The following is a 15,294-nucleotide window of genomic DNA, read 5'->3' as shown; positions in this document are numbered from 1 at the left end:
GGCGTGCCAGTGGCGCAGCGTCGAAGCATTTTGGGAAGTCGAACCAGTCGAGCCAGCCTCCCCTACTCCGACGCTCCGGAATGGGAAGTGATTAGCCCCGGCGTCCGCCTTGGGTATCGACGGGGGCGTGGGAGCCGCGGTCGTGGAGGGGCCTGGCTCGCTGCGTCGAGATCAAGCGACGGTAGGCGGCTTCAAACCCGGCTAGGACGTGCAGACGATATTCTGCCCGCCGACGGCGCCGCGGTTCTGGATCATGAACAAGCGAAGGATGCAGCACGCATCTGGGCGAAATCTCTCAAGGTCGGCAACGACGCCGCGGTGGCCTTGACCGTGAACGACGCGCTGGACCGCTACTTCGAAGCACGAGCCGCCGAGGGCATGAAATCGATTGACGACGCCAAGGCGCGGGCGGCCTTTCACATCCGGCCGAAGCTAGGCTCTGTGAAGGTCGCCGATCTGACGATCGAGAAAGTCCGCACGTGGCGGGACGGCATGGTAACAGCGCAAAAGAGACTTCGCACCGGCAAGTATGCCAAGAAGGCGAACATCGCACAGGTCGACCTTTCGAATCCTGAAATGATCCGCCGTAGGCGCGATACGGCTAACCGCACACTGACCACCCTTAAGGCAGCATTGAATTGGGCGTTTAACAATCGGCTCGTGACCGACGATACCGCCTGGCGTCTGGTCAAGCCTTACCGCGGAACGACATCGGCTCGAGTTCGGTTCCTGTCGCCGGCCGAACAGAAGACATTGATCGCGGCCAGCAATGGCGCCATTCGCGACCTGGTTTCGGCCGCCTTGGTGACTGGGGCGCGTTTTGGTGAACTCGCTCGCCTCCGTGTCTCGGATTACGACGCCGCCAACAAATCGGTCTTTGTGGCTGAAAGCAAAAGCGGCAAGCCGCGGCACATCCCACTTCCCGCCGGCGGCGCAGAGCTTTTTGAACGCCTTGCTGCAGATCGCCCAAGCGGAGAACCGCTGCTACGCCAGGAAAGTGGCGCCGCATGGGCGCCGTCGACCTACAATCGATCGTGGAAGGCTTTGCTCACGCAGGCGAAGCTTTCCGACGTCACGCTGCACGAGCTCCGGCACACGTATGCCAGCACGATGGTCCGCAACGGCGCGCCCCTAATCGTCGTGGCCGAAGCGCTCGGTCACAGCGACACGAGGATGGCCGAAAAGCACTATGCCCACTTGGCGCCGTCCTATGTGGCCGACACCATCCGTCGGCTGGCGCCAGATATCTGAGGGGAGAACCAGATCAGAGGATCGGCGCAAGCTTTATGAAGTGGCCGCCAGCGTGTGCGCAATGCTGGCCTGCTATCCGCCTTCGGGTATAAGCCTGTCGACGATTATGTGGATAACCTAGACTTCCGAACAGAAGGGCTGGACAGAATCCAAACAGAAGTTCTCTGCTCTGTTTTCGGGCGAGGGAAACAGAAATGGCAGGCCACAAATACGGCGGGCCTTGGTCTGAGGTCAAGCTTGATGCCGTGGAATACTATCTGCGGTGCTACACCAAGGCGCTCACGTTCGCGCGAATGGACCTCTGGTATATCGATGCTTTCGCTGGCTCCGGAGACAGAGAAGCAGAGAGGCAAGTCGGCGGCATCTTTGAAGGCCGTCAAATCGAAACTGTTGTCGAGACACTGGACGGGTCGGCCCGGCGCGCACTTAAAGTAACGCCGCCGTTTCAGCACTGCATTTTCATCGAGAAGGATCCAGAACGCGCGGCGGCTCTTAAGTCGGTCCAGGATGAATTTTCTCAAGCCGACATTCAGGTCAGGAAGGGCAACGCCAATGAAGAACTGCTGGACATTATCGGCAACGCCCCTTGGACCAGCGGCTCAAAAAGCCGCTCGCGAGGTGTGGTTTTCCTCGACCCGTTTTCGATGCAAGTCGAGTGGTCGACGCTCACCGCGTTGAGCAAGACTGAGTGCCTTGACGTTTGGTATCTCTTCAACGTCTCTGCCGTCACGCGTCAGTTAGCACACGACTTCAGCGGCATCGGAAACAAAGAAGCGATGCTCGATCGCGTACTGAGCCCCCGTTGGCGCGAACTATACGCGGTGCAGCCGGAGGCAATTTCGAAGCAATTTGATATCTTCGCTGATGGTTTTGGGGTCGTGCCGGCTTCCACGCAGCGCATCGCGACCAAGGCTCAGATCGACAAATGGTTCGAAGGCCTGCTGCGAGAGACCTTCGCTTTCGTCTCAGAATCCCTGCCGATTATCACGCCGCATCAGGGGCACCAGTTTTCGCTGTTTCTGGCCGTGGCAAATCGAGAGCGGAAGGCTATCGAGCTCGCCGAGAAGTTCGTCCGCCACGTCAACCGGAAATACGGGCCTCAGACGGCATCTCGTCGTAAGTCTGGCCGTTGAGCAGCCGACCGGCAGCCTTCTTGTTCTTTCCGCCCCATTGCTTGAAGAAGAACGCCGTCCCGGCGCCACGGCAGGCGGACTTGATTTCGTCCACCCATGCAGGATCCATGTAGCGGGATTTCGGCCCGCTCTCGCCACCTACAATAGCCCACTGGATGTCCTTCAGGCTGGCGCCTGCGACGCTTCCGATCAGGGGTTCGAACGATATGAAGCGGACGGCGGCAGGCACCTGCCGCAGTTCGTCGATGCGGTGGAGGACACGACTGTCTTCTACACTAGTGCCCAGCCAGACGTTGGACAGTCGGGCGAGCGTTGGGACGATTTCGATCATTCGATCCGGTCGCTTCGTAAGGATTTGATAGGTGTGCCGGGGTGTGTCGGCCATCACCCTCCAGACGTCAGCGATGAAATCGGCAGGGACGTCGGAATGGAAGAGATCCGACATCGAGTTGACGAACACGCGGCGCGGTTTCGACCATGTCTCTGGTATCGACAAAGCCTTGCGATCGAGGTGGATCTTGCCTGTCCATTTAGCCCGGCCGCCTGTTTTTCGCGTAAGGCCGGTATATTTCTCTTGGCCCATTGCCTCGAGCCGCGCGGCCATCCGCATGGCATAGCAGTTCATACAGCCTGCGGTCAGGATGGTGCAGCCTGCTACGGGGTTCCAAGTCGCGTCGGTCCACTCGATTGATGTCTCGGCCATAGGAATTTTCTCCCTTTGTCAGCCGAATAGTGCACTTTTAAGCTTACGCCAAGGTGGATGCGCCCTCGGCCAGAAAAGCTCAGCACAGCGTCTCGCACGCCACGCCGTCGTTGTCCCGATCCAGCTTGCCGCCCCATGAGCAGTTCTGCAGATACCATTGGGCCTCATCGCAGGAACTGATCTGCTTGCACGTCCGCCGCGGCTCGCACGAATAGCCGCTCTGCGCGACCAGCTTGCGGCTGACGATGCCCAGCGGCTGGCGCGCCGCCGGCGCTGCGCCGTCGGCGTGCGACGCGCGCCAGTCCCAGGGCGCTTCGAATTTGCCGACCCATAGGCCGACCTTCGCCGCCTGGGCTTTCGCCTGCTGCCCGGCAAAGGCGCCATTGCTATAGCGCGGCCAATCGAGTGCCTGGCCGTGCTCGACCATCCACGCCGCCACGCTGGCGCCGTCGGCGCGCCGGCAGTCGCCGACAAAGCGGCGATAGCGATCCCATGTGACGAACGTGCACTGCACGGGCCTCGAGACTGCCAGGAAGCTATCCAGCGCTTCGGCCGATCGCCGTCCGCAGGGATATTCGAACCCCTTGGCGTCGTCGCAGTATTGCTTGCTCTCTGGCGCATCGATGCCGTTGAAGCGGATCCGCTGCCCATGGACCTCGATTGTGTCGCCGTCGATAACCGATGCGACGCCGGTGATCGGCTCGGGCTTGGCGCCGGCCAAGTTTTGCAGATTGATCTCGTGCAGGCTGTCGGCGTGCCTCATGGCAGTCAGGGCGGCCAGGGCGCCCACCGCGACGACCGTCACGAAGATCAGCCGTCGCGGTACACTCGCCCACCGCAGCGCGCGTGACCGCTTCGCGCCGCCGCGCTTGCGCCATTGGTTAGACCGATTGTCGTAGCGAGATTTGTCCACTAGGCCGACCACCCCGGCCATGTGCTGTCGATCATGGGCTTGCCGGCGCATTGGTAGTCGTAAACGAACCTTCCGGTCGCCATGTCGCGGCACCGCCAAATGACGCTGTAGTTCGGCCCATAGAACTGGTCCCAAGCCACTCCATAAGACGGCGGGACGTAGTAGCCGCCGCCGTTCTTCGCCGCAGCGCCAGCAGCAACGGCCAACCCTCCAACGGCAATGCCCGTCGCCACGGCGTTGTCCGTCTGTATCAGCCTGAGGCATTTCTCGGCTGTGGCGCCGCGCCGAACTAGAAGCGCCGCAACCCGACCTCGATATTGCTCATCTCTGCTGCTTGCGAGTGCGTGACAAAGCGCGTTTGTGTCGAGCGCTGCCAACTGCCCGTCAGAGATATTTGTGCTTGTCGAGCAGGCGGCCAGGAACAGGGCCGCGCTCAAAATAACTGCCGTCGCCTTCATTGATGAATCCCCCCGGAAAATATTGAGGGTATTTCATCGGGAGAGTCTACAATTTTGTTCTGGTGAGCGCGTTGCTCGCTTCTGGGTGAGCGTCGACCGGCCTCTCGCCTGACCCGACAGGCGCCCTGCTATGCATCTAGTTCGAGCGGCTCGTGGGAGGGGCGCTGGTGCCAAATCACTTGCCTGAGATCGCGCAAGTCGATGGCCTGGCCGCAGGGCAGGGCAGAGCAGGAAGTGATCGGACTCCCTAGCAGGCTCACCGCCATGCCGCCGTCCGACAATGGGGCGCCCGAGCTCGGAAATCTTCATCCTCGAAGCTTCTCCGCTTCGCGTTCCAGCGTCTTCCGGTCGTTCCCATGTTGCTTGATCAGATCACGCACCTGTTGGACCGTAAGACCGACCTTGTTGGCGAAGTGTCGGACTTCGTAGTCCTCTTCCGCTGAGACCCGATCACGGTCGCGGGCGCCGCGCTTGCTTTTGTCGTCTGCCATGGCTGTTCCTCCTAGCTGAGAGAGAACAGCAGCCGGCAACGAAGGTTCCGGCAGCCAGTATCTGCCATTAGCTGCAGCTAACGGAACTGAAACGACCCTTCGCTATTGAATCGAATTCGAGTGTTCTGCGTGGAGTTCTGATGCGTAAGCCTGCCGGCGGGGACCGGTTATCCTTCATCCCGCCCATGGAACCGAAGCTTTTCCGAGTCCCTCCGAAGGGCGACGACTGGATTCACGAGGTCAAGCAGGACGGCTATCGGACGCAGGTGATCAAAGACCGCGACGGGATTCGACTGTTCACCAAGCGCGGCTATGACTGGACCGGCCGCTTCGCGGAGCTCGCGGGCGAGGCCAGAGCGATCAATGCCGAGAGCTTCATCCTCGAGGGCGAGACCATCAAGATCAATGCCACCGGCCTGGCCGACTTCAACGCGCTTCAGAAAGCCGTCGGCACCGGCCGTGCTCGTGACATCTACCTGGTCGCCTTCGACCTTATCCACCTCAACGGCAAAGACCTACGCGACGACCCGGTGGAGCGGCGCCGCGAGATCCTTCAGGGCTTGATCCCGGCCGGAAACCGGATCCAGTTCAGCGAGGCCATGCCGGGCACCGGCGACGCGGTTTTCCACCTGGTCGACATGGCGGGCGTAGAGGGCATGGTTTCGAAACGGAAGGGCAGCCGCTATCGCAGCGGCCCAACGACGGATTGGCACAAGGTGAAGTGTTTCCAATCGAAGACGCTGGACATCATCGGCGTCCAGCGCGACCCTGGCCAGGCTGTACGTGTGCTGATGGCGGACAAGGGCCGGTACGTCGGCGCGGCGATCGTCAACTTTAAGCACGACCAGCGGCAGCGCCTTTGGGAGCAGGTGCAGGGCCTGACCGGCGCGCCGCCGCCCAAGGAACTGAAGAAGGAAAAGGCGCAGTGGCTGAGGCCCGGCCTGGTGGGCGAGGTCGAGACGCTCAAGGGCGAGGAAAAGCTGCGCCACGCCTCGCTGAAACGAGCATGGAGACAATGAATGGCCGTCGCGAAGAAAGACCAAGAGCGCGCCATCTACGCATGGATGTACGGGCAGCAGGCTCGCAAGGACGGCAAGGCGCGCGACGTGCCGGAGTATTGGGCCGAGCACGCGGACGCTTGGCTGCAGGGCTTCGATGGCGTGCCGCTTGGCAGCGAGCCCAACCCCGTGAACGACCGACTGGAAGCCGAGCTTGACGAGAGCGCGGTCGTCAAGGGCGATAGCTAAAGCGTCTTTCCGGCCCACAGCATCGCTCGGGCGATCGCGAGTTTCAGCTTCGACCTTGGAGGTTTCCGCGAAAGACAGGCCACCACAAAAGGCGAGAAAGCTGCTATAGCTTGGCGCCATGCAGCGCGACGAAACGGAATTGGAAATGGTGCAGCGGCACATCCGGGAAGGACGTGAGCACATCGCGCGGCAATACGAGATTATCGAAGAGTTCAAGACCAAGGGCTTCCCGACGGAGGAAGCCGAACAGTTGCTGGGGACCCTTCTCGCCCTCCAGCGCCAACACGAAGAGCACCTTGCTCACGTCCAGGCAAAATTAGGCCAGTCAAATCCAAGCTGAGCCCGCTACCGGACAGCCTGGAACTTTCTCATGGATCCCGCGTTACGCGCGGCATGAATTGGGATGAGGCTACCCTATTCGTTGTGGAACGTGCAGAAGCCCTAATTCGAGAGAGCCAGCGCCTAAGAGCGCAAGTTAGGGCAGAGGCAGAGCGGTCTAGGGCGCTCGCCCGAGAACTTGCGGCAATCCGTAACCAGCCGCGCAACCAACCACGCAATATGCGATGGGGCTCATTCCAAAGTGAAAGCCCCAGCGCTGAGGAGGATCCGCGCTAGGGCTTGAGGCATTCACGCTGTACCAGTATGACCTTGCGTTAGGATGTGCTAATATCGTGAACGAATGGTGAAGCCGGACCTGGGACTTCCCAGTCACCACGGCCGCGGCCGGCCGGATCACCGATCGCGTAGTCGCCTTCGCGCCTTGGTCTGCTGATCATCCGTTGCCGTCCACTGTGCTTTCTTCGTCGACCGCGTGCACCGGTAGATACGAGTTGGCGACGAGCCATTCGCCGACAATCGTCTCAACCAAGTCGGGCTTAGCCGCGCCCATCTCCGCCGCAAGGCTGGTCAGAGCGTCATCGGTGCGCGGATCGAGGTTTATCCCGCCAACATTGCGAAGCAGCAGCGCCGCCCGTCGCAGCAGCACCTGTAGATCGGCGCGTGAAGCGTCCGCGATGTGGTCGGCGGTGCTTTCCAGTTCATGCACAAATTGATGACGGGACATCCTGTCCTGCTCCTATAGGAATTGCTCGCCTTCGCCGCGGTGCTCGAAACAGAACCAGTGCGGCGCCTGCTTCGGCTTGGCGAAGCCCCAACCGGCGTCCTTGCCACATCCAGCATGCTCGCAAAGGTGATGCTGCACGCCGGCCGGCGTCGCGTATCGGCCCGTGGCAATCTGAATTCGTCGCTCACGAGCAACAGTGAACGAAATGAGAACAAAAGAGTCAAGCCGGCTCTTGACCGGATGGGAATATGTTCTCAACTCGAAAGCATGCCCGAGCAACCCGAGAAGTGGCCGAGAGGCGCCGCATGGACCCTGATGCATGCCCACGACGCCGGGCAGGTGGCGGGCATTCGCTGCGCACGCTGCAATGTCACGCGCTACTACAAGCCGGCCGAACTGCGGGAGGTTATCGGCAACGTCACGATTGACGATGTGCGGGAGAAGGTCCGCTGCCAGCAGTGCAAAAGCCGGGAGTGGATGAGCGCGCAGCTATTCCATCCGACCGGCGAGCAAGCCCACACGATCCGCTATCGGCGCCTGGTGCAGATTCGATGGGAGAAGCGGGTGATCTGGCGTGACGAATAGTCGATTAACGGAGCACCAGTGACCGCTTAGTCATCGATTTCGTTCCCATCGTCATCTTCATCAGAACCGCGGTTCGGATCTTCCAGATACGTTTGGCAGCCCTCGTTGAAGGACTGACTGTTGGAACTGCAATCGCTTTCGTCCGAAATTTGGTTTTTCTCGGCCCAATCGTAGCCGGCCTCATGACCAGAACAATCGACGGTACAGTCATTCCCTCCAAAGGTCTGCTGAGCAAAGGAAGGCGTGACATACGCAGCAATCGCGATCGCAGCGGCCATAGGCAGCAACGCACGAGTTTTCATCAACGATACCTATCTAGGTTGCTTGCATGCCCCCGCCATCAACCGGCAGGCAGGGGCACTCGCCTAGTGGCAATGATATTCACCAGTTTGGTGATTAGTGTGGCACCCATTCGAATCGGTGCCGCCACTATGCGCAAAAGCGTCCATCGACAGAAACATCGCCAACGATGTCAAAGCGGCCAGAATTGCTACTTTCATTTTGCCCTCCCAAGTAATATCGCGCCACCAAAACATTACCGATGCGGATATGCAAGCCTCGCCGCGCCTCATGGTGAATGAGTTACAATTATTCACAGGATCCGCGGATGCCTATCAAGCAGTCCGTTTTCTCGACTTCGCCGGTGACTTCTTGGTCGCCTTGCGACCCAATCCGCTCGCCTTTGCCAGCGCTGACCGCTGCTCTGCATAGTTCGGCGCCACCATAGGATAGTCGCGCGCCAGGCCCCACTTCTCGCGGTACTCGTCGGGCGTCAGGCCGTAGTGCGTCCCGAGATGGCGCTTCAGCGATTTGAACCTCTTTCCGTCCTCGAGGCAGATGATGCAGTCGGGGAACACCGACCGCTTCGGATTGACCGCGGGCGCCTGGGCCGGCGTCTCGGGCGCGGCAGGTCCTCCGATCGTCGCCAGTGACGAATTCACGCTCGCAATTAGATCCGGGAGAGAGCCAACCGGCACAGGGTTGTTGCTGACGTAGGCCGACACGATGTCGGCGGTGAGCTCGATCAACCGGCTTTGGGCGTTCTCATTCTCTTCCGGCATGAAGTGTCTCCTGGTTAGGGGCATAGCTGAAGTCTCTTAGCTGGTTTTGTGTGAAAGACCAGCAGCGCCAAACGAAAAGAGGTTGCGACAACGCGCGCGTCTCATGTAGCGATGCAGGCATGGCGGCAGGGGCTAGATTGGTCGATTTCTTTATTGTAGGAACCCAAAAGGGCGGGACCACCGCTCTGCATTCCTTCCTGTCTCAGCACCCGGGCGTCGAATTGCCTGGGATAAAGGAAATCCACCACTTCGACGACGAAAGCGGCGTCGATTGGGACCGGCCAGACCATTCGCGACTGCACAGCTTCTACGACTGGTCGAGGCCGGCGTTGCGTGGCGAATCAACACCAATCTATTGCTACTGGCCCGACGCAATCGAACGCATCCACCGATACAACGCTGAAGCCAAATTGATCTTTGCGTTGCGGCACCCTCTGTTCCGGGCGATATCACATTGGCGTATGGAAACTGCACGACAACGAGAGAGCCTGTCATTTGCAGACGCAGTCTCTACCGGCGGCAGGTGTAGGGTTTCGGAGGCGCCCAATGGGGTGCACCGCGTGTATTCGTACATAGAGCGTGGACACTACTCGCATCAGCTCGAGCGCATCTATCGCCTCTTCCCCCGCCACAACGTCCACGTATATCGAACGGACGCTCTGTGGAGGCGACCCGCTGCCACCCTGTCATCGATCGAAGCGTTTTTGGGGCTGGAGCAACTTCTCGGTCGGTTGGTTCAGCCTCGCTATGTCGCTCCGGCTTCCGCGCCAGAAAACAGCCTTGATCATTCGGAGGCAAGGTGCCTCCAAGGTCAATTCGAGGCCGACATAGTCAGGACAGCGGAAATCACGGGTTTGGATCTTTCCGATTGGCATGAAGGCTATTCGGAGCCGATGCGTCCTCACTCTGAGATGCCGCCGCTGACAGTTGATCTTGTATCGCGGCCAGTAAGGGCTGCGCGAGCCTAAACGGCAACTCGGCCACGGCCGCGCCAATGAGGCCAAGCTGTTCGTCCGTCAATTTGATGGTGTGTACGCTGGTGCGTTGCATGGTCTTCCTTCCTGCCGTGTTAGGTTGCGAGCCCGTAGGCGATAAGCGCGGCCCTGATTTCGTTGATCCGAGTGGCCAGGTTCGTGTTGGTTTCGGAGCCGCCGGTGCTGAGCGCAGCGCCCACGGTCTGTTTTGCGACCGGGGCGGCATTGAAGAACCCAATACCGGTGGTGTTGTAGGAGAACTTCGTTGCCGCACCGCCATCCTTGAATACCCATCCGCCTGTGCCCTTGCCTTGAAGCAGGCCAGAGATATTGGCGTCAGAACCCAGGGTCGTCAGATAAGGAGAATTGCCTGTCGTGTTGTCACTGAAGGCTAGGTAATTCACCGCCGATGTCTGATGGCTCATGGAGGTGACGGTAGCGCCGGCAGCCGTAATCTGCAGCGCCCCGTTGATACGGTTGAAGTTCCAAGCCACGGTATCTGTGGCACTGCTCAGGACATTGAATACGGCATTGCCTGCCGCGTTGTACCAGGTCAGCCGATGCGCACCGCCCGTCCCTTCCGAAGAGAGCGCCATTGCCTCCCCGGCGGTGAGCGCATCCTTCATAAAGACGATGCCGCTATTCCAAGTGTGCGCGTTTTTCAGGAAGACAAGGCCGGCCGTCGATGGATTCGTGGGTGATCCACCGAAAGTCGTGTCACCTCCAGCAACCACCCAAAGGCCATAGCTTCCGACAACTTGGGAATTCGGCGTGAGCGTGGCGTTGGCGCCCTTGTTCTTGACGTCGATCTCAAAGGCATAGACCGAGTTGCTCCCCGTCTCGCGCTGAATTTCGGCGATGTAGCCCCACCCATTGGCGCCTGCTTGGTCCGCGACGACAAGCGCCCCAAAACCAATGCCTCCTTGTCCGATCGTGCTCGTCTTCACGCCCGAGACAAAGCCGTAAGGAGGATTGTTGGTCGGAGTAGCGTCATGCCCGCCGCTGGTCCACAGGACGCCGGCGTTCAGAGGTAGATACCAGGGGCAGTCAGTCTGGTTCTTGACCCAGGAATTGCCGCCGTCGGCCGTGTTAGCGTCGCCGGCAAACTTGCTCGCCGCCTCTCCGCCAAAGATGCGGTCCGATAGGCGCCAAATGTTCGCGCCCGTTCCTGTGAAGCGGCCGCGATACATGTTGAACTTGCCGCCATCGGTTAGCTGGTTCCATGCGATCGTAGGATCCGGAAGCCATGCACCGCCGATGTTGTAGCCCTTCAGACCGGTGGCAAAAGCGTACTTGGTGGCCGGCTTCGGAATGAAGGTCAATTTCCCCGCCGCGCCGGCGTTGGTGAACGGCGTGACATTGGAATTGACGCCCCCTCCATCAGCCGCGAAATCCAGAACAGCATCTTGGAAAACGTGGGGCCCTGTCGGTCCTGTGGCTCCAGCAGGGCCGGTGGCCCCGATAACTCCCGTCGGTCCGGTCGGCCCCGTAGCACCAACGGTTCCGTTGCTGCCCGCAGGCCCCGTCGGACCGGTCACTCCCGCTGGACCAGTCGGACCCGTCGGGCCTATGGCACCAGCCGGGCCGGCTGGTCCGGTCGGGCCTTCGGGCCCTGTCGCGCCCTGGCCGGTGATCAGCGCGCGCGTCGCGGCCGAGAGGCTGTCGGGAGTGACCTTGCCGTTCGGCAGCGCGCCGTCAGCGCGCCGGATATCGGCAAGCGCGTCGATCGTCTCGTCTGCGGCGCGCTTCAGTTCCGCCAGGTCGTTCTTAAGCTGCGAACCAGGAAATGGGTTCTGCTGCTGCTCTTGTTGGAATGCGACGTAATCGTAGGCGCGGGAAGGCTTTGTTGGAGAGGGCATTTTGCATCACTTGCAACTGCACTTTCCCGATCGCGCCGGGGTGGCGCCTGCTCAACAGATGAGATCGACAGAGGGAAAGTGGTTGATCTTTGCCCCGAAGCCGGGGCGGTGATGCAGTTGCCCGAGACTGCGGTTGTTCCGGCATGAGTATTTTAACGAATTTCGCTCGGGGAAACTAGATGCTTAATAGGTTGACAAGGCGGAAGTTGGCGCGCGCCCTGTTGGGAGAAAATATGACCTCTTGACTTAGACGCTCTTAAAGATGCTTTACTCTCTCCGAAATGGCGATCACTGTCGGGAGGGCGCATGGATAAATTGAGTGTAGGCTTAGCACTAGGCGTACTTGCTACGGTGACGAGCGTGAGTCTTTTCCATCTAACGAAACCAGAGCCCTACGCGCTTTCGACCGGATACCTAAACGGCCCCGGAAGCGGCCCTATAAGCGTATCCCTAAAATTAGATAAGCGGACAGGAAAGACCTTCATGTTAGCGGTGGTGAATGGCGCGGCCAGATGGGCTCCGTTAGATGCGCCAGACACCCAACCGTAGAGTCGCTGGATACAGAACGCGGCCGGCGGCGCTTCTACTGACCGTAAAGGGTTGTGCCGCTCTCCAGTGCGGTCCGCGCCGCAGCATCTGCGGCCATAGCGCGTCCAGTGCGGTTCCTGGCATTGCGGATCAGGTCGACCGAATTTGGCGCGATGAACATGTCGGCCAACGTGCTGACACCGTCGCGCATGGCCCTGCGTCGCACTGCGTCGCCGGCAGAAGTGAACAGCGAGCGCCCGAGCGACGTCGGGACAGCAATAGCGCGCGCTGCGGGAGACGCGTCGCCAAGATCGGCATTGAGCGCTCGGTTGAACTCCGTCGCGCTGCCAATGGGCTTACGCCGACCGGTTGCCTGCAGCACGTCGAGCAGTTCGCCCATGCGATCGGCTGAGGCTTCTCCGCCCGGCAGTGAACGCAGCACGGCGTCGAGCACGTCCCGTCGGGTATCGTTGCCGGCCACATCTTTGCGGAATTTGGCGCCGGCGTAGTCCCGAATCCCTTCCTGCGTCTCCGTGCTGGCCTTGGTAAAGCGATCGGCCAAATTTTGGCGCACCAAGGCGGCCGTGGTCTCGGGATCCTGCGCCGCCAGCCGGCGGGTCGCGTCGGCGGCTTCACCGGCGGAGCCGGTGAGCGGGTCGTGGGGGAGAAGGGCGTTGCCAGCGCCGGCGGTGTTCGTTGCGGCGGCCACGCGCCCAACCGGACCTTGCTCGAGCGGATTGAGTTGCGTTCGACGGAGCGCTTCCTGCTCTGCCAGCGCCTGTGCGTATTCGGGCGACGCGCGCGTAGCGGCGTTGCGCGCATCGGCAGCAGCGGTGCGGCTGCGGCCCGCGAGCTCGGGACCGTAAAGGGGGTTGGCCGGGTTGGCTAACGCCTCGCCGCGTGCATTCAAGTCCTTCGTGACAGCGTCGATCACGGGAATCGAATTCGCCGGCAGCGGTTGCGGCGGCACAGGACCGGCAGCCCCGACTGGCGACGTCATGTATTCCGGCGAAAGTTCTGGATTGGCGCGAAGCCGCTCCACGCCTGCCACGAACCTCGGGTCGGCCGCGATTGCGCCGAACTGATCAGCCGGTACGCTCTGCGCCTCCGCTGCCTGGTAAAGTGGGCGCGTCTGCGTGTTGATGCCTTGGCGGGTCCGATCGATGATCTCAGCCGCTGCTTCGGCCGCGCGCGGGCCGAGCGTGGACGGCTGCGCGCTCTGCGGGGCGACCTGATCGAGCACGTTGCCGACAGCACTGCCCACTTGGCCGACACGCTGCGCGAAGAATGGGCCCATGCGAGCGCCGCCATTGGTCGAGCCTTCAACCACTCGCTGGACCGTTGGCAATGCGGTCGCGCCGCTGGTTGCCTGGGAGATTGCTTCGGGGCCGGTCAGGTGGACGCCCACGCTGTTGTTCTGAAGGTCGCGTGCGCGTTGCCACTGGACGTCCGTCAAGTCGCCAGTCGCCCGACGCACGACACTCTCGGGCGCGTTATGGGCGCGAACCGCAGCCGTGCCGGCGTTGCCGAACAGAGCGCCAAGAAATCGCATCATGCCCTCGTATGGCGTACCTTCCGTGGCTTGGCCCGCCGCTTCGGACGCAACCGCAGGCGCTACCACGTTGCCGAGCAAATCCGCTCCGTATCGGCGCGCGACGTCCAAGCCCGTTTCTGCCATTCGCGCACCCTTGCTCGGCAAGCCACCGGGCGCTGCGAATTCGCCGATCGTTCCGGCGTACTTGCCCGCCGTAGTCTGAGGCTTGTGAAGCACGGCATCCATGATCTCGCGCGTGCGGTCCTGAACGCCGTAGGCTGGCGAGGCGTTGATGCCTGCTTCGCGCCGGGCCAACTCTTCTTCCGACAGGGGATCGGCGCCGATGGCGTAGCGCACGCCGTTCTCGACCTTGTTGTAGAGATAGTTGCCTGCGCCTTCGACCATGCGGCTTAGGGTGATCGGAAACATAGCGGTTTCGACGACGCCGCGCGGCACGCCCGAGGCGAAGGACTCCCCGACGTCCTTTGCCGTGCTGATCGGAGGCTGCTCAACGGGCTGCTCGGGCAGCCCGAGATTGTGACGGATAACGTTGCCGAGCGGGCTGGCCGGTGCAGACGCGGCGGAACGCTGACGCACGATCTCGTCGGCAAGCTGCCGCGCCGCGGCCGCATCGCCAGCGGCATCAGCATTGCGCAGGGCGTCTTCAAGTTCGGGCAGCGTGGCTTGCGCCGGGGCGTCGGGGAATTGAGCCCACGGGTCAGCAACCGGCGGCTGCGTCGGCGCTGACGGCCCGCCAAACGTCTCTTGCATGGCCTTCGTCATGACGTCATTGGGTGTTCCGGCGGGAAATTCGACGATCGATCCATCAGGGGCCTTGACCTGCGTGACTGCCTGCCGCGAGGCCGGCGCGCCATACTTCATCCACGGCCCATCTCCGGCCGGGCTCTGCACCCGCGGCCCTTTCCCTGGTGCCAACGGTTTAGACGTCAAGGTGCTCAGCGCACTGGAAATCTCGTCGTCCGTGAAGTCGTTGGGTACTTGAACCCGCTGCCCTTCAAATTCGACAACGCGGAAACCCGGCGGCAATTTGTCGAACTGGTCGAAGACGTTCGCCGGCGCCTTGGCATCGGGGAATGCGGCCCATGGGTCATTTGCCGCGTCGACCGGGACGCCGGGAAAGCGCGGCTCACTTGCGGCCTGCGGCTTCGGTGTAGCGTCGAACTGATCGAAGACATTGGCCGGCTGGTCCGAACCTGGCTGCTGCACAACGCGGAAGCCCGGCGGGACGGTGGTCTGCTGCTGATATTTTTCCCATGGACCCGGCATCGGAACACTCCGTCAATTTCGAACCGTCGACACGATCGGGCAAGGCCCATCGAATGCGATTTTGCGGTGGGGTTCGGTTTCGGATGCGGGCAAGCCCGCGGCGGTGCGGCTGCCCGAGTTCCGCGCGTGTTCCGGCGCTCGAAATATACACCGGCGCGGGCGTTGAAACCAGCGTCATGCGGCGACCTGTTCGGCTGCCATGCTGTT

At 61.4% G+C, this 15,294-nt stretch carries 17 protein-coding genes; 6 read left to right on the top strand and 11 right to left on the bottom strand.

Annotated elements, in window-relative coordinates; translation table 11 throughout:
• Positions 1-330 precede the first annotated feature (330 nt).
• Positions 331-1,251, top strand: a complete 921-nt coding sequence (locus EJ072_RS19355; protein ID WP_245466910.1) for a site-specific integrase — start codon at positions 331-333, stop codon at positions 1,249-1,251.
• Positions 1,252-1,445: 194 nt separating this feature from the next.
• Positions 1,446-2,384 carry a three-Cys-motif partner protein TcmP gene (tcmP, locus tag EJ072_RS19350; RefSeq protein WP_126080862.1) on the top strand — a complete coding sequence of 313 codons (939 nt, stop codon included), beginning with the start codon at positions 1,446-1,448 and terminating at the stop codon, positions 2,382-2,384.
• Here tcmP and EJ072_RS19345 read toward each other — a convergent pair.
• From EJ072_RS19345 to EJ072_RS19325, 4 genes are all read right to left on the bottom strand, one after another.
• Positions 2,332-3,087 (bottom strand): DUF5131 family protein, encoded by a 756-nt coding sequence (locus EJ072_RS19345; RefSeq protein ID WP_126080861.1) that lies wholly within the window; start codon positions 3,085-3,087, stop codon positions 2,332-2,334. The two genes, tcmP and EJ072_RS19345, sit on opposite strands and share 53 nt — an antisense overlap.
• A 79-nt stretch (positions 3,088-3,166) precedes the next feature.
• Positions 3,167-4,021, bottom strand: coding sequence for an excalibur calcium-binding domain-containing protein (locus tag EJ072_RS19340; protein WP_126080860.1), 855 nt, complete (start codon positions 4,019-4,021; stop codon positions 3,167-3,169).
• Positions 4,000-4,458 (bottom strand): hypothetical protein, encoded by a 459-nt coding sequence (locus EJ072_RS19335; protein WP_126080859.1) that lies wholly within the window; start codon positions 4,456-4,458, stop codon positions 4,000-4,002. Before EJ072_RS19335 ends, EJ072_RS19340 begins: the two co-directional genes overlap by 22 nt.
• Positions 4,459-4,763: 305 nt before the next feature.
• Complete coding sequence (locus EJ072_RS19325; protein ID WP_126080858.1) at positions 4,764-4,949, bottom strand: DUF3606 domain-containing protein; 186 nt, start codon at positions 4,947-4,949, stop codon at positions 4,764-4,766.
• A gap of 140 nt (positions 4,950-5,089) precedes the next feature.
• Between EJ072_RS19325 and EJ072_RS19320 the strand changes: the two genes are divergently transcribed.
• The 3 genes from EJ072_RS19320 (at position 5,090) to EJ072_RS19310 (ending at position 6,536) form a co-directional block, all read left to right on the top strand.
• Positions 5,090-5,968 (top strand): RNA ligase family protein, encoded by an 879-nt coding sequence (locus EJ072_RS19320; RefSeq protein ID WP_126080857.1) that lies wholly within the window; start codon positions 5,090-5,092, stop codon positions 5,966-5,968.
• Entirely contained in the window at positions 5,969-6,196 is a 228-nt protein-coding gene (locus EJ072_RS19315; RefSeq protein WP_126080856.1) for a hypothetical protein, read from the top strand.
• A 118-nt stretch (positions 6,197-6,314) separates the two neighbouring features.
• Positions 6,315-6,536 carry a hypothetical protein gene (locus tag EJ072_RS19310; RefSeq protein ID WP_126080855.1) on the top strand — a complete coding sequence of 74 codons (222 nt, stop codon included), beginning with the start codon at positions 6,315-6,317 and terminating at the stop codon, positions 6,534-6,536.
• A gap of 432 nt (positions 6,537-6,968) precedes the next feature.
• Here the strand turns inward: EJ072_RS19310 and EJ072_RS19305 are convergent, their stop codons facing one another.
• Positions 6,969-7,259 (bottom strand): hypothetical protein, encoded by a 291-nt coding sequence (locus EJ072_RS19305; protein ID WP_126080854.1) that lies wholly within the window; start codon positions 7,257-7,259, stop codon positions 6,969-6,971.
• A 21-nt stretch (positions 7,260-7,280) separates the two neighbouring features.
• On the opposite strand from EJ072_RS19305, the gene EJ072_RS36070 reads away from it, so the two are divergent.
• Positions 7,281-7,844: a hypothetical protein gene (locus tag EJ072_RS36070; RefSeq protein WP_189343052.1), complete on the top strand. Its 564-nt coding sequence runs from the start codon at positions 7,281-7,283 to the stop codon at positions 7,842-7,844.
• A 26-nt stretch (positions 7,845-7,870) separates the two neighbouring features.
• Here the strand turns inward: EJ072_RS36070 and EJ072_RS19290 are convergent, their stop codons facing one another.
• The 6 genes from EJ072_RS19290 to EJ072_RS19265 all read right to left on the bottom strand — a co-directional run bounded on the left by EJ072_RS19290 (position 7,871) and on the right by EJ072_RS19265 (position 15,087).
• A complete protein-coding gene (locus tag EJ072_RS19290) occupies positions 7,871-8,146 on the bottom strand; it encodes a hypothetical protein (RefSeq protein ID WP_210211598.1) in 276 nt (91 codons plus the stop codon).
• 63 nt (positions 8,147-8,209) lie between these two features.
• Positions 8,210-8,293 (bottom strand): YHYH domain-containing protein, encoded by an 84-nt coding sequence (locus tag EJ072_RS37560; RefSeq protein ID WP_348526246.1) that lies wholly within the window; start codon positions 8,291-8,293, stop codon positions 8,210-8,212.
• A 165-nt stretch (positions 8,294-8,458) separates the two neighbouring features.
• Positions 8,459-8,905, bottom strand: coding sequence for a MucR family transcriptional regulator (locus tag EJ072_RS19280; RefSeq protein ID WP_126080850.1), 447 nt, complete (start codon positions 8,903-8,905; stop codon positions 8,459-8,461).
• 846 nt (positions 8,906-9,751) lie between these two features.
• Complete coding sequence (locus tag EJ072_RS36930) at positions 9,752-9,955, bottom strand: hypothetical protein (protein ID WP_245466909.1); 204 nt, start codon at positions 9,953-9,955, stop codon at positions 9,752-9,754.
• A gap of 19 nt (positions 9,956-9,974) precedes the next feature.
• Entirely contained in the window at positions 9,975-11,738 is a 1,764-nt protein-coding gene (locus tag EJ072_RS37315; protein WP_281061004.1) for a hypothetical protein, read from the bottom strand.
• A gap of 583 nt (positions 11,739-12,321) precedes the next feature.
• Positions 12,322-15,087: a hypothetical protein gene (locus EJ072_RS19265; protein WP_126080848.1), complete on the bottom strand. Its 2,766-nt coding sequence runs from the start codon at positions 15,085-15,087 to the stop codon at positions 12,322-12,324.
• Positions 15,088-15,294 lie beyond the last annotated feature (207 nt).

The organism is Mesorhizobium sp. M2A.F.Ca.ET.046.03.2.1 (genome assembly GCF_003952425.1).
Lineage (GTDB): Bacteria > Pseudomonadota > Alphaproteobacteria > Rhizobiales > Rhizobiaceae > Mesorhizobium.
Note: the sequence above shows the minus strand (reverse complement) of the source record. Positions and strands in the feature narration are given on the sequence as shown.

What these genes read in the sequence shown, in the direction of transcription:
- EJ072_RS19265 (WP_126080848.1), bottom strand. Translation starts at nt 15,087, where the DNA reads ATGCCGGGTCCATGGGAAAAATATCAGCAGCAGACCACCGTCCCGCCG.
- EJ072_RS19345 (WP_126080861.1), bottom strand. Translation starts at nt 3,087, where the DNA reads ATGGCCGAGACATCAATCGAGTGGACCGACGCGACTTGGAACCCCGTA.
- EJ072_RS19340 (WP_126080860.1), bottom strand. Translation starts at nt 4,021, where the DNA reads ATGGCCGGGGTGGTCGGCCTAGTGGACAAATCTCGCTACGACAATCGG.
- EJ072_RS37315 (WP_281061004.1), bottom strand. Translation starts at nt 11,738, where the DNA reads ATGCCCTCTCCAACAAAGCCTTCCCGCGCCTACGATTACGTCGCATTC.
- EJ072_RS19290 (WP_210211598.1), bottom strand. Translation starts at nt 8,146, where the DNA reads ATGAAAACTCGTGCGTTGCTGCCTATGGCCGCTGCGATCGCGATTGCT.
- tcmP (WP_126080862.1), top strand. Translation starts at nt 1,446, where the DNA reads ATGGCAGGCCACAAATACGGCGGGCCTTGGTCTGAGGTCAAGCTTGAT.
- EJ072_RS36930 (WP_245466909.1), bottom strand. Translation starts at nt 9,955, where the DNA reads ATGCAACGCACCAGCGTACACACCATCAAATTGACGGACGAACAGCTT.
- EJ072_RS19310 (WP_126080855.1), top strand. Translation starts at nt 6,315, where the DNA reads ATGCAGCGCGACGAAACGGAATTGGAAATGGTGCAGCGGCACATCCGG.
- EJ072_RS19315 (WP_126080856.1), top strand. Translation starts at nt 5,969, where the DNA reads ATGGCCGTCGCGAAGAAAGACCAAGAGCGCGCCATCTACGCATGGATG.
- EJ072_RS19280 (WP_126080850.1), bottom strand. Translation starts at nt 8,905, where the DNA reads ATGCCGGAAGAGAATGAGAACGCCCAAAGCCGGTTGATCGAGCTCACC.
- EJ072_RS19305 (WP_126080854.1), bottom strand. Translation starts at nt 7,259, where the DNA reads ATGTCCCGTCATCAATTTGTGCATGAACTGGAAAGCACCGCCGACCAC.
- EJ072_RS19320 (WP_126080857.1), top strand. Translation starts at nt 5,090, where the DNA reads ATGCGTAAGCCTGCCGGCGGGGACCGGTTATCCTTCATCCCGCCCATG.
- EJ072_RS19335 (WP_126080859.1), bottom strand. Translation starts at nt 4,458, where the DNA reads ATGAAGGCGACGGCAGTTATTTTGAGCGCGGCCCTGTTCCTGGCCGCC.
- EJ072_RS37560 (WP_348526246.1), bottom strand. Translation starts at nt 8,293, where the DNA reads ATGGACGCTTTTGCGCATAGTGGCGGCACCGATTCGAATGGGTGCCAC.
- EJ072_RS19325 (WP_126080858.1), bottom strand. Translation starts at nt 4,949, where the DNA reads ATGGCAGACGACAAAAGCAAGCGCGGCGCCCGCGACCGTGATCGGGTC.